This is a genomic window from Pluralibacter sp., from assembly GCF_019237635.1.
Classification (GTDB): domain Bacteria; phylum Pseudomonadota; class Gammaproteobacteria; order Enterobacterales; family Enterobacteriaceae; genus Enterobacter_B.
In genome coordinates this window covers 21,695-34,300 of record NZ_JAFAGS010000094.1, presented here as the reverse complement: position 1 = coordinate 34,300, position 12,606 = coordinate 21,695, and the positions used below count along the sequence as shown (strand labels likewise).

Here is a 12,606-nt window from a genome sequence, read left to right as displayed (position 1 = left end):
ATTCGACGCCGCTTTCGCCGCGCCGTAAAAATTAACCGTGTTTACGTTTCGCGAAAATCACGCGAGCCAGAATGTTCAGCAACAGGACGCAGAGGGTAATAATCAACACCCCTGCCCATGCCAGCTGCTGCCACTCAGCAAACGGGCTCATTGCAAATTTGAAAATGGTCACCGGCAGGTTGGCAATCGGCTGCATCATGTCGGTACTCCAGAACTGGTTCGACAGCGCGGTAAACAGCAGCGGCGCGGTTTCGCCCGCAATACGCGCGACGGCCAGCAACACCCCGGTCATGATGCCGGATATCGACGCTTTCAGCGTAATCGCGGAGATCATCTTCCACTTCGGCGTACCCAGCGCGTAGGCCGCTTCACGCAGGCTGTCCGGCACCAGCTTCAGCATGTTCTCGGTGGTACGAATAACGATAGGCACCTGCAGCAGCGCCAGCGCAATAACGCCCGCCCAGCCGGAGAAGTGCTCCATCTGCATGACCACGATGGTATAAACGAACAGACCGACAACGATAGACGGCGCCGAAAGCAGAATATCGTTGATAAAACGGATGATTTCCGCCAGCCAGGATTTACGGCCATATTCAGCCAGGTAGACGCCCGCCAGAATCCCCAGCGGCGTACCGAAAACCGTCGCCCACAGGATTAACAGGCCGCTACCGGCCAGGGCATTCGCCAGACCACCGCCCGCAGTGTTCGGCGGCGGCGTCATTTCGGTAAACAGCGCCAGCGACATGCCGTCGATGCCGCGTACAACGGTAGAAAACAGGATCCACACCAGCCAGAACAACCCGAACGCCATCGTCGCCATTGAAAGCGTCAGCGCGATACGGTTTTTGGTGCGGCGGCGGGCCTGCATTTTGCGGCGGGACTCCGCCAGTTCAGCCGTCGTTTGCATTTCAAGAGTCGCCATTAACGTGCCCCCTCGTTTTTCGCGAGGCGCAGGATCATCAGTTTAGAAATCGCCAGGACGATAAAGGTGATCACGAACAGAATTAAACCCAGCTCCATCAGCGCAGCGACGTGGAGGCCGGATTCAGCTTCCGCAAACTCGTTGGCCAGCGCAGAGGTAATGCTGTTACCTGGCATAAACAGCGAGGCGCTGTCGAGTTGGTAGGTGTTGCCGATGATAAAGGTGACCGCCATGGTTTCACCCAGCGCGCGGCCAAGGCCGAGCATTACGCCGCCAATCACGCCGTTTTTGGTAAACGGCAGCACGATGCGCCAGATAACTTCCCAGGTGGTGCAGCCGATGCCGTAGGCCGACTCTTTCATCATCACCGGGGTTTGTTCAAATACGTCGCGCATAACAGCGGCGATGTACGGAATGATCATAATGGCGAGGATCACGCCAGCGGCCAGCAGACCGATACCAAAAGCCGGGCCAGAGAACAGGGAGCCGACAATGGGAATGGCAGACAGCACGTTCCCGACCGGCTCCTGAAACCAGGTGGCAAACAGCGGAGCAAAAATAAACAGGCCCCACATGCCGTAAACAATACTCGGAATGGCCGCCAGCAACTCAATCGCGATACCCAGCGGGCGTTTCAGCCAGTTTGGCGCCAGCTCCGTCAAAAACAGCGCGATGCCGAAACTCACCGGAACGGCGATCAGCAGCGCAATCAAGGAGGTGACCAGCGTGCCGTAGATAGGCACCAGCGCACCGTAGATGTCATTCGGCGCATCCCACTCTTTCGTCCACAGGAAGGAGAAACCGAATTTCTGGATGCTAGGCCAGGAGGAGAAAATCAGGGAGACGATAATGCCGCCGAGCATAAATAGCACAATCAGCGCAGCCAGTTTTACCAGCGCGCCGAAGAGGAGGTCACCCTTTTTGCTCGGGGGATTAAATGCAGGCTTGGTTGCAGCCATAAATTACTCTTCAGTTAAGACGTTTTACGAATATGGGCGGGTAAGCACCATCACCACCCGCCATTTTCGTTATTTTTTCCAATTAGTACAGCGCTTTACCGCTGCTGTCTTTTACGTTGGTCTTCCATGCAGCACGTACCTGCTCAACCACGCTTTCCGGCAGAGAAGCGTAATCCAGCGCATTCGCTTCTTTGCTGCCGTTTTTATAGGCCCAGTCAAAGAATTTCAGCACTTCAGCGCCCTGCTCAGGTTTCTTCTGCTCTTTGTGCACCAGAATGAAGGTGGTGGAGGTGATTGGCCACACGTCCGCGCCTTTCTGGTTGGTCAGGTCCTGAGCGAAAGATTTGCTCCAGTCAGCGCCTTTCGCCGCGTTGGAGAAGCTCTGTTCGGTCGGGCTGACGTCAGCGCCATCAGCAGACTTCAGCTTGGTGTAGGTCAGGTTGTTCTGCTTCGCGTAAGCATATTCAACGTAGCCGATGGAGCCCGGCAGACGCTGTACGAAAGCAGCGATACCGTCGTTGCCTTTACCGCCCAGACCCGTCGGCCAGTTAACGGTAGAACCAGCGCCGATTTTGGATTTCCACTCTTCGTTCACTTTAGCCAGGTAGCTGGTGAAGACGAAAGAGGTGCCAGAACCGTCAGCGCGACGAACCACGGCGATGTTCTGAGAAGGCAGTTTCTTGCCCGGGTTCAGTTTAACAATCGCTTCGTCGTCCCACTTTTTGATGTTGCCCAGGTAGATATCGCCCAGGGTTTTGCCGTCGAGCACCAGCTCGCCGGATTTGAAGCCAGGCAGGTTAACCGCCAGCACGACACCGCCGATTACGGTCGGGAACTGGAACAGGCCTTCCTGAGAGAGCTTATCGTCGCTCAGCGGGGCGTCAGACGCGCCGAAGTCAACGGTATTTGCTGTGATTTGTTTAACGCCACCGGAGGAGCCGATACCCTGATAGTTAACCTTGTTGCCGGTTTCTTTCTGGTAGGTATCCGCCCATTTGGCATACACCGGCGCAGGGAACGTTGCACCAGCGCCAGTCAGGCTCGCTGCTGCAAATGCAGAGAAAGCGCTCATCGATAAGGTCGCGGCGACAACAGTTGCGACAGTGGTACGCATAACTTTCATAATGTCTCCTGCAAGAATTCGTAAATCGTTGTTTAAGTGGCTACGGTGAGCAAAATAGGACAAACAGGTGACAGTTAAATGTACGAATTATGACAGTTTTATGACAATCGAAATTTTAGATAAACTGAACAAATAAATACATTTAATATCAATAAGTTATAAATATTTATGACAGCCAATTGTCAGTGAAGTTTTATTTTTGTGACACCTAAAAGCGTAGTCAAAGATGACAGTTTGTCATCAACCCGGCGAAGCGTATTCTTTTACCGGGTGATGAAAAAACAGGCAGAAGAGAAGAGAATAGCTGCCGTTTGGCAGCCTTTTCGATGAGCTTAGCGTCCGTGGTATACGGTCTGGCCTTCAAACATCGTCCAGATAACATTGGCATCTCTGAGTTTTTCGATGCTTACCTTCTCCAGGTTGCGATCGAACAGAACCAGGTCCGCGCTTTTTCCAACCGCAATGGAGCCTATCGCGTTATCACGGCCAATGACTTTCGCGGCGTTCAGGGTGTACGCCTGCAACATCGCCGCCCTGCTGATTTTCTCGCTATCCGGAGGCAACTCGCCCTGCTCGCCGATACGCGTAACGGCGGTATAAATCGCCAGCAGCGGATTAGGGCTGGAGACAGGCCAGTCGCTGGCGCCAGCTATCAGCGCATGGTGGCGATACAGTTCGCCTGCAGGGTAGAGATGCTGTAATAACGGCGCAGGTACTTTTCCGTCCACCAGCATCGTCGAGGCGCCATCTTTACCCGCCCACAAGAGCTGCATGGAAGCCGCGACGTTCAGCTGCTGAAAACGGGGAAAGCTTTGCGGGCTTACCACTTCAAGGTGGGTGATACTGTGCAGTATATGGCTGTCGCCATTTTCCTTACGGGCGCAGGCGACCGCATCAAGAGACTCCTGTACGGCACGATCGCCAATCGCATGGAAATGCACGATCAGACGTTCAGCATCAGCTTTGGCAATCAGCTGGCAATACTTCACCTTATCCAGCGAGTTATCGCCGCTATAACCAGGGCGATTAAGATAAGGCTGGCTCAGTTTTGCCGTCTGGGAGGGGTATTCGATAACCCCATCCTGGAAAATTTTAATCCCTGCCAGCCCGAAGTCTGCGGTTGACGAAAATCTCTCGCGCAGCGCCACAACATCATCAATCGCCGAAGGCGAAGCATTAATATTGACCAACGCCAGCCCGGTAACGTGCGCGGTTAATTTCCCGGCCTTCGCCAGCGACGTATAGGCGGGAAGTAACCCCTCATCCGAGCGGCCCGGGTTGGCATCAAACATAGGCGCCAGCGGACGAATGTTGCTCAGCGGCTCCATCCAGGCCGTCACGCCAAAGCGATTCATCACATTCGCGCCCGCCGTAATGGATTGCGCTATTTTTGCATCGTCCACCGGAGGAATTGAGCTCAATACCCGATCCCATGCCCCTTCCGTCACAAAGCCATTTATTTTGCCATCTGGCGTTAATCCTGTACCCGCTTTAATACGGCTGTCTGCTGTACGTAACATCTCGGGGGTTATTCCCGCTTTGCGCAGCATGGCCTGGTTAACCCAACCGGTATGAGCATCATATCCAGCCAGGACAACCGGAATATTTTTATACGCTGGCGCGTTAAAAACGGTATCTAACAGATTTATATTATTCCAGTAATCCAAAGAAACATTACTGTAGTACTGTATTCCCTGAATATCACGCTGTGGGTTATTTTTATTTTTCTCGACAAAAGACGTTATTTCGCCAGCATTTTTCATTCCTTCAGGAAACTCGAGCGTTAGGGTCTGAAACCCAGCATCAGCGACATGAGCATGCGTGTCGATCATGCCCGGCATCAGGTACTTCCCTTGCAGGTCTACCCGTTTTGCGTCCTGTCCCATCTGATGCAGCACATCCTGATAGCGCCCCACCGCAATAATATTCTTACCTTCGATACCGATGGCTTCCGGGTGCGGATCGTCAGGGTCTGCGCTATATATTTCACCACCATAGATAAGAACTCTGTTATTGTTCTGCTGAGCACAAACAGTAAAAGAGGAAATAGCCAGCGTACTTGCCAGAAAAATCGTCAAACGTTTCATCATTAACTCCGTTGCGTTGCGAATAAACACGATAATAATTGTTGTAAGACGTTATTCTTCTGGTGTGTTTTTTAAAGGGATGCAAATATCATAAACATAGTAATCACGGATAGTATCGGTTTCATTATAATATTTTTCATAGCAAGGCCTGTCGCCATGAATATACCCCCGGGTTTTGACCCAGGCCAACGCAATATCCCAGGTATCCTCTATCCGTTCACAGCAGGCCGCAAATTTACACACGGCGTAGGTTCCTGCTGAAAGCGTCTGCACCGCAACGCCTCTGTCAGGCTTCTCTCCAGGGGAGAGCTCAAAACCAACATCGGTGCGGCATTTTGACGCTAACGTAATTTCAGGCGCATCCCAATAGATGCACAGCATCCCGGCTGGCTGTAAGGGGGTTCTTGCTGGAAACAAGGCCAGCAAATCCTGATGCGTTAATTGACATGTTTCTTTCCCGTATGGCCCGAGCCTGCGCATATATGCCACTCGCCTGGCAGGCAATGACACAATGTTGGCGGATAAAAACGTAACGTCGTTCATTGCCGCCTGCATCGCATCGAGTTGAGAATAGGCAGTTTTCGGTGGCGCGACGTTTCCTGCCTTGCTTTTCATTGTCGCGAGATGACGGCGGCGAAATTCACCCGGGGATAAGGAAAAGTGGTGACGAAACGCTTTGGCAAAATTCTGTGAGCTGGAAAAGCCTATGCGCAGCGCAAGCCGGGTAATGTCGCCTTGCGGAGATTCCATCAAGCCTATTGCAGCTCTTTCCATCCGCAGCCGACGGGTGAACTCCGCGATAGTTTCCCCCACCTGCGCCCGGAAAATACGGTGAAAGTGAAAACTGGAAATCGCCACCTCGCTGGCGATTTCTTCAAGCGTAGGGTTAAGATAAAGACGCTGGCTGATGTAGTCCATCGCCTTAAAAATCTGCTTTCTGTAATCCTGAGGCATCAGAGTTATTCCCTCATTTCAGCAGCAGCGACGTCTTATTTGTGGTTGGTGTTCGACCATAAAAAAAATCCGGTATGCCTTTCAAGCGGCATCACCGGATTTTTTGCGTTACCACCAAATTTATTTTGGTGAGGGACGCATTTTATTCAACCGTCACCGATTTCGCCAGGTTACGCGGCTGGTCAACATCTGTGCCTTTGATCAGCGCCACGTGATAGGCGAGCAGTTGCAGCGGAACGGTGTAGAAGATAGGCGCAATCGCCTCTTCCACATGCGGCATCTCAATGATGTGCATGTTGTCGCTGCTGGAGAAGCCAGCATCGCGATCGGCAAAAACATACAGATGACCACCGCGGGCGCGAACTTCTTCGATATTGGATTTCAGTTTTTCCAACAGCTCGTTATTCGGCGCCACCACGATAACCGGCATATCGGCGTCGATCAGCGCCAGCGGGCCGTGCTTCAGCTCGCCTGCGGCATACGCTTCCGCATGAATGTAGGAAATCTCTTTGAGCTTCAGCGCGCCTTCCAGGGCAATCGGATACTGATCGCCGCGGCCAAGGAACAGCGCGTGATGCTTGTCGGAGAAATCTTCAGCAAGCTGCTCAATGCGTTTATCCTGCGACAGCATCTGTTCGATGCGGCTCGGCAGCGCCTGCAAGCCCTGAACGATATCCTGCTCAATAGCGGCATCCAGCCCTTTCAGCTGCGACAGCTTCGCCACCAGCATCAGCAGAACCGTCAGTTGGGTAGTGAACGCTTTGGTGGAAGCCACGCCGATTTCGGTTCCCGCTTTGGTCATCAGCGCGAGATCGGATTCGCGCACCAGCGAAGAGCCCGGCACGTTGCAAATCGCCAGCGAACCGAGGTAGCCCAGCTCTTTGGACAGGCGCAGCGCCGCCAGCGTATCCGCCGTTTCACCAGACTGGGAAAGGGTGATCATCAGGCTGTTACGACGTACCGCGGACTTGCGATAACGGAACTCGGAGGCGATCTCGACATCGCACGGCACACCGGCCAGCGCTTCAAACCAGTAACGGGAAACCATACCGGAGTTGTAGGACGTACCGCAGGCGACAATCTGGATATGCTCAACCTTCGCGAGCATTTCATTGGCATTCGCACCCAGCTCGCTGAGATCTACCTGGCCGTGGCGGATACGCCCGGTCAGGGTGTTTTTAATCGCGTTCGGCTGCTCGTAAATCTCTTTTTGCATGTAGTGGCGGTAGATACCTTTATCACCCGCGTCGTATTGCAGATTGGACTCGATATCCTGGCGTTGTACCTGTGCGCCGGATTTGTCGAAGAGGGTGACCGAACGACGGGTCACCTCTGCGATATCGCCCTCTTCGAGGAAGATAAAGCGACGGGTTACCGGCAGCAGAGCCAGCTGATCGGAGGCGATAAAGTTCTCACCCATGCCCAGACCAATGACCAGCGGGCTGCCGGAACGGGCCGCCAGCAGGGTGCTCGGATCGCGGGTATCCATGATAACCGTGCCGTAGGCGCCGCGCAGCTGCGGGATCGCGCGCAGTACCGCCTCACGCAGCGTACCGCCCTGCTCCAGCTCCCAGTGCACCAGGTGCGCGATCACTTCGGTATCGGTTTCCGACACAAAAGCGTAGCCGCGAGACTTCAACGTTTCGCGCAGCGGCTCGTGGTTTTCGATAATACCGTTGTGAACCACAACGATGTGTTCTGACACATGAGGATGCGCGTTGCCTTCGGAAGGTTCTCCATGCGTCGCCCAACGGGTATGCGCAATACCGGTGCCGCCATGCAGCGGATGTTCTTCCGCCGCCTGAGCCAGCATCTGCACTTTTCCGAGACGACGCAGGCGTGTCATTTGCCCTTCGCTATCAACAACGGTCAACCCGGCAGAGTCATAGCCACGGTATTCCAGACGACGAAGACCTTCGAGAAGGATCTCAGCAATATCACGCTGCGCGACTGCGCCAACAATTCCACACATAGTTAAATTTCCTGAATATGGCGTTATGCCATGCGTTGTCGCTGACCTGTTTGCCCTTTTCCGGGCGCCCCGAGCCTTGTAGAGAGTGGGGTTATTTTTATGGGTAGTGCCATTGGGCGGGGGATTATATTATCCCCTCACCCTGACCTCTTCCCGCAAAGGAAGAGAGAAAACCGTTTACTTTTTCTTCACCGGGCGCTGCCAGCCCTGCTTGTGGGTCTGCGGCACGCGGCTTAATACCAGTTCATTGTCGGCGATATCGCGCGTTACGGTCGTACCCGCCGCAATGGTCGCGCCTTTACCGACGCTGACCGGCGCCACCAGTTGAGTATCGGAACCGACAAACACGTCATCACCAATGATGGTTTTGAATTTGTTCGCGCCATCGTAGTTACAGGTAATCGTACCGGCGCCGATATTCACGTTGTCGCCAATTTCCGCATCGCCCAGGTAGCTCAGGTGGCCTGCTTTAGAACCTTTACCCAGACGCGCTTTTTTCATCTCGACGAAGTTGCCGACGTGCGCCCCTTCCAGCAGCTGCGCGCCAGGGCGCAGACGGGCAAATGGGCCAATCGTGCACGCGACGTCAAGCTGTGCATCCTCAACGACCGAATACGGACTGATTTCGCAATCATCGCCAATGACGCTGTTTTTAATCACGCAGCCAGCGCCGATTTTGACGCGATTGCCGAGGGTGACGCGACCTTCAAGAATAACGTTAGTATCAATTTCCACATCACGCCCGTGCGAGAGTGTGCCGCGGAGATCAAAACGTGAGGGATCGCGCAGCATTACACCCGCCAGCAACAGCTTTTCCGCCTGCTCGCTCTGGTAGACGCGCTCAAGACGAGAGAGTTGCAGGCGGTTGTTGACGCCTTCCACTTCACTCAGACGATCGGGGTGAACGGCGGCAATTTCGCGGCCTTCCTGATAGGCCATGGCGATAATGTCGGTGATGTAATACTCGCCCTGGGCATTGTTGTTGTTGAGCTTCAATAGCCAGCGTTTTAAATCCGCGCCGCCGGCAATCAAAATACCGGTGTTGATCTCTTTAATCTGACGCTGTTCCTGGGTCGCGTCTTTCTGCTCGACGATACCGCTGACACTGCCGTTTTCACGCGTAATGCGACCATAACCTGTCGGGTTGTCCAGCTTCACCGTCAGCAGCCCGATGCCGCCCTGCGGTTTTGCCTCGCGCAGGCGCCTGAGGGTTTCAACGGAGATAAGCGGTACGTCGCCGTACAGCATCATTATCTCTTCGTCGTCGGCGAAGAACGGCGCCGCCTGCTGCATCGCATGGCCGGTCCCCAACTGTTCAGCCTGTAGCACCCAGTTGAGCTTATCTTCACACAGCGTTTGCTTAAGTAGTTCGCCGCCGTGGCCATACACCAGATGCACCTGAACCGCGCCTAAATGTTTCGCAGCATCAATGACATGCTGAACCATCGGCTTTCCTGCCAACGTGTGCAGCACTTTCGGAAGATCGGAATACATGCGGGTACCTTTGCCTGCGGCAAGGATAACCACGCTCATCGCACTGTTTGACATACGTATCCTGACGGTAGTTTGAGTGGGAAGTAAAAACCTTTCGCGTTGAAAATTCTACATATTTTGCATCATGAAATGGAATGTAGGAAAAATGCTCAGCGCCCGGGCATAAAACGATTTCATCCGGCTATTTTCGGCCATCGTAACCCGATTTGTCCCGTAATAAATGCCAGTAATCTGAAGTTTAGCGGCTATGCTTTTGCTTTCGCTGTTTTTTTGTCGATTGAATAAAGCCTGCGCGCAAGGCATAAAAAAAGCCAGTCTGGAAACCAGACTGGCTTTTGTGCTTTCAAGCCGGTGTTACATCGCTTTTTTGGTCAACTCGATAACGCGCAGTTTCGCGATCGCTTTGGCCAGTTCCGCAGACGCCTGAGCGTAATCCACGTCGCCGTGAGAGCTCTTAATGTGCTCTTCCGCTTTACGCTTCGATTCCAGGGCTCGCGCTTCGTCGAGATCCTGACCACGAATCGCGGTATCAGCCAGAACGGTCACGGTACCAGGCTGCACTTCAAGAATGCCGCCAGACAGATAGATAAACTCTTCATGACCGAACTGTTTAACGATGCGGATCATACCAGGCTTAATGGCGGTGAGCAGCGGGGCGTGACCCGGGTAAATACCCAGTTCACCTTCGCAACCCGTTACCTGGATTTTCTCGACCAGACCAGAGAACATTTGTTGCTCTGCGCTGACGACATCCAGGTGGTAAGTCATTGCCATATCACCCTCCGATTAAGGCGTTAAAGTTTTTTGGCTTTTTCCACAGCTTCGTCGATGGAACCAACCATGTAGAACGCCTGCTCCGGCAGGTGATCGTATTCGCCGTCCATGATGCCCTTAAAGCCACGGATGGTGTCTTTCAGCGAGACGAATTTACCCGGAGAACCGGTAAAGACTTCTGCTACGAAGAACGGCTGGGACAGGAAGCGCTGGATCTTACGCGCGCGAGCTACCACCAGTTTATCTTCTTCAGACAGTTCATCCATACCCAGGATGGCGATGATATCTTTCAGTTCCTGATAACGCTGCAGGATGGACTGAACGCCACGCGCGGTGTCGTAGTGTTCCTGACCAACAACCAGCGGATCCAGCTGACGGCTGGTGGAATCCAGCGGGTCAACGGCCGGGTAGATACCCAGGGACGCTATCTGACGGCTCAGTACCACGGTTGCATCCAGGTGAGCAAAGGTGGTAGCTGGTGACGGGTCAGTCAAGTCATCCGCAGGTACGTATACCGCCTGAACGGAGGTGATAGAACCGGTTTTGGTGGAGGTAATACGTTCCTGCAGAACGCCCATCTCTTCCGCCAGGGTCGGCTGGTAACCTACCGCTGAAGGCATACGGCCCAGCAGTGCGGATACTTCAGTACCGGCCAGGGTGTAACGGTAGATGTTGTCGACGAACAGCAGAACGTCACGACCTTCGTCACGGAATTTCTCAGCCATGGTCAGGCCGGTCAGCGCAACGCGCAGACGGTTTCCCGGCGGCTCGTTCATCTGGCCATACACCAGGGATACTTTATCGATAACGTTGGAGTCGGTCATTTCGTGGTAGAAGTCGTTACCCTCACGAGTACGCTCACCAACGCCCGCAAACACAGAGTAACCGGAGTGCTCGATCGCGATGTTACGAATAAGCTCCATCATGTTTACGGTTTTACCTACGCCCGCACCACCAAACAGACCGACTTTACCGCCCTTCGCGAACGGACAAATCAGGTCCATAACTTTGATGCCGGTTTCCAGCAGTTCCTGAGAGTTGGAAAGCTCTTCATAGGACGGCGCCGGACGGTGAATCGCCCAACGCTCTTCTTCGCCGATTTCGCCTTTCATGTCGACCGGCTCACCCAGTACGTTCATGATACGACCCAGCGTCGCTTTACCTACCGGGACTTCGATCGGGTGCTCGAGGTCTTTCACTTCCAGACCGCGACGCAGACCGTCGGAGGAACCCATTGCGATGGTACGTACGATACCACCACCGAGCTGCTGCTGAACTTCCAGCACCAGGCGCTCTGTACCATTCTGAACCTCAAGAGCATCGTACACGCGCGGTACGGCATCCTGAGGGAATTCGACGTCCACTACGGCGCCGATTACCTGGACAATTTTTCCAGTAGCCATCTTGAATCCTCTACGAATTAACCTGGTTATACCGCGGATGCACCACCGACGATTTCGGTGAGTTCCTGAGTAATGCTGGCCTGACGAGCTTTGTTGTATACCAACTGCAGCTCTTTAATCAGGCTGCCGCCATTGTCGGTTGCGGCTTTCATCGCCACCATACGTGCGGCCTGCTCGCTGGCCAGGTTTTCTACCACGCCCTGATAAACCTGAGATTCGACGTAACGACGCAGCAGGGTATCCAGCAGCGCTTTCGGATCTGGCTCATACAGGTAGTCCCAGGATTTATGCTTCAACGTTTCATCTTCTGATGCCGGCAGCGGCAGCATTTGAGTGATGGTCGGAACCTGAGTCATGGTGTTAATAAATTTGTTGCTGACAACGTAAAGCTTGTCCAGACGGCCTTCATCGTAGGCCTGCAACATCACTTTTACCGGGCCGATCAGTTCGGACAGGGAAGGGTTGTCCCCCATACCGGTTACCTGAGCAACCACGTTGCCGCCAACGGTATTAAAGAAAGAGACGCCTTTAGAGCCGATCATTGCGAGTTCGCACTGAACGCCTTTATCGGACCACGCTTTCATATCCGCCAACAGCTTTTTGAACAGGTTGGTGTTCAAGCCACCGCACAGACCACGGTCAGTCGACACTACCAAGTAGCCCACGCGTTTTACGTCGCGTTCTTCCAGGTAAGGGTGCTTATATTCCAGATTACCGCTGGCAAGGTGACCAATCACTTTGCGCATGGTCTCTGCATAAGGACGGCTGGCCGCCATGCGCTCCTGCGATTTACGCATTTTGGAAGCGGCGACCATCTCCATCGCTTTAGTGATCTTCTGCGTGTTCTGGACGCTTGCGATCTTACTACGTATCTCTTTTGCGCCGGCCATGAGCTTCTCCTCAATGCCTTGCGGCCCA

General features: G+C 53.7%; 10 protein-coding genes. All 10 read right to left on the bottom strand.

All coding sequences use genetic code 11. The features are described from left to right. Positions 1 to 31 precede the first annotated feature (31 nt). A complete protein-coding gene (pstA, locus tag JO226_RS11150; RefSeq protein ID WP_293579777.1) occupies positions 32 to 922 on the bottom strand; it encodes a phosphate ABC transporter permease PstA in 891 nt (296 codons plus the stop codon). Further along, a complete protein-coding gene (gene pstC, locus JO226_RS11145; RefSeq protein ID WP_293579776.1) occupies positions 922 to 1,881 on the bottom strand; it encodes a phosphate ABC transporter permease PstC in 960 nt (319 codons plus the stop codon). The genes pstA and pstC overlap by 1 nt, the downstream gene beginning before the upstream one ends. 82 nt (positions 1,882 to 1,963) lie before the next feature. After that, positions 1,964 to 3,004 carry a phosphate ABC transporter substrate-binding protein PstS gene (gene pstS / locus JO226_RS11140; protein WP_293579775.1) on the bottom strand — a complete coding sequence of 347 codons (1,041 nt, stop codon included), beginning with the start codon at positions 3,002 to 3,004 and terminating at the stop codon, positions 1,964 to 1,966. 332 nt (positions 3,005 to 3,336) lie between these two features. Beyond that, complete coding sequence (locus JO226_RS11135) at positions 3,337 to 5,094, bottom strand: amidohydrolase (RefSeq protein ID WP_293579774.1); 1,758 nt, start codon at positions 5,092 to 5,094, stop codon at positions 3,337 to 3,339. 48 nt (positions 5,095 to 5,142) lie between these two features. Beyond that, complete coding sequence (locus JO226_RS11130; protein WP_293579773.1) at positions 5,143 to 6,045, bottom strand: GyrI-like domain-containing protein; 903 nt, start codon at positions 6,043 to 6,045, stop codon at positions 5,143 to 5,145. Positions 6,046 to 6,187: 142 nt separating this feature from the next. After that, complete coding sequence (gene glmS, locus JO226_RS11125; RefSeq protein ID WP_293579771.1) at positions 6,188 to 8,017, bottom strand: glutamine--fructose-6-phosphate transaminase (isomerizing); 1,830 nt, start codon at positions 8,015 to 8,017, stop codon at positions 6,188 to 6,190. Between the two features lie 177 nt (positions 8,018 to 8,194). After that, the gene (gene glmU / locus JO226_RS11120) at positions 8,195 to 9,565 is read right to left on the bottom strand and encodes a bifunctional UDP-N-acetylglucosamine diphosphorylase/glucosamine-1-phosphate N-acetyltransferase GlmU (RefSeq protein WP_293579769.1); all 1,371 of its coding nucleotides are present in this window, start codon (positions 9,563 to 9,565) and stop codon (positions 8,195 to 8,197) included. Between the two features lie 300 nt (positions 9,566 to 9,865). Next, entirely contained in the window at positions 9,866 to 10,285 is a 420-nt protein-coding gene (locus JO226_RS11115; protein ID WP_293579767.1) for a F0F1 ATP synthase subunit epsilon, read from the bottom strand. Between the two features lie 20 nt (positions 10,286 to 10,305). Further along, positions 10,306 to 11,688, bottom strand: coding sequence for a F0F1 ATP synthase subunit beta (gene atpD, locus JO226_RS11110; RefSeq protein WP_293579765.1), 1,383 nt, complete (start codon positions 11,686 to 11,688; stop codon positions 10,306 to 10,308). 26 nt (positions 11,689 to 11,714) lie between these two features. Next, the gene (gene atpG, locus JO226_RS11105) at positions 11,715 to 12,578 is read right to left on the bottom strand and encodes a F0F1 ATP synthase subunit gamma (protein ID WP_293579763.1); all 864 of its coding nucleotides are present in this window, start codon (positions 12,576 to 12,578) and stop codon (positions 11,715 to 11,717) included. Positions 12,579 to 12,606: the final 28 nt, after the last annotated feature.

What these genes read in the sequence shown, in the direction of transcription:
- pstA (WP_293579777.1), bottom strand. Translation starts at nt 922, where the DNA reads ATGGCGACTCTTGAAATGCAAACGACGGCTGAACTGGCGGAGTCCCGC.
- pstC (WP_293579776.1), bottom strand. Translation starts at nt 1,881, where the DNA reads ATGGCTGCAACCAAGCCTGCATTTAATCCCCCGAGCAAAAAGGGTGAC.
- pstS (WP_293579775.1), bottom strand. Translation starts at nt 3,004, where the DNA reads ATGAAAGTTATGCGTACCACTGTCGCAACTGTTGTCGCCGCGACCTTA.
- JO226_RS11135 (WP_293579774.1), bottom strand. Translation starts at nt 5,094, where the DNA reads ATGATGAAACGTTTGACGATTTTTCTGGCAAGTACGCTGGCTATTTCC.
- JO226_RS11130 (WP_293579773.1), bottom strand. Translation starts at nt 6,045, where the DNA reads ATGCCTCAGGATTACAGAAAGCAGATTTTTAAGGCGATGGACTACATC.
- glmS (WP_293579771.1), bottom strand. Translation starts at nt 8,017, where the DNA reads ATGTGTGGAATTGTTGGCGCAGTCGCGCAGCGTGATATTGCTGAGATC.
- glmU (WP_293579769.1), bottom strand. Translation starts at nt 9,565, where the DNA reads ATGTCAAACAGTGCGATGAGCGTGGTTATCCTTGCCGCAGGCAAAGGT.
- JO226_RS11115 (WP_293579767.1), bottom strand. Translation starts at nt 10,285, where the DNA reads ATGGCAATGACTTACCACCTGGATGTCGTCAGCGCAGAGCAACAAATG.
- atpD (WP_293579765.1), bottom strand. Translation starts at nt 11,688, where the DNA reads ATGGCTACTGGAAAAATTGTCCAGGTAATCGGCGCCGTAGTGGACGTC.
- atpG (WP_293579763.1), bottom strand. Translation starts at nt 12,578, where the DNA reads ATGGCCGGCGCAAAAGAGATACGTAGTAAGATCGCAAGCGTCCAGAAC.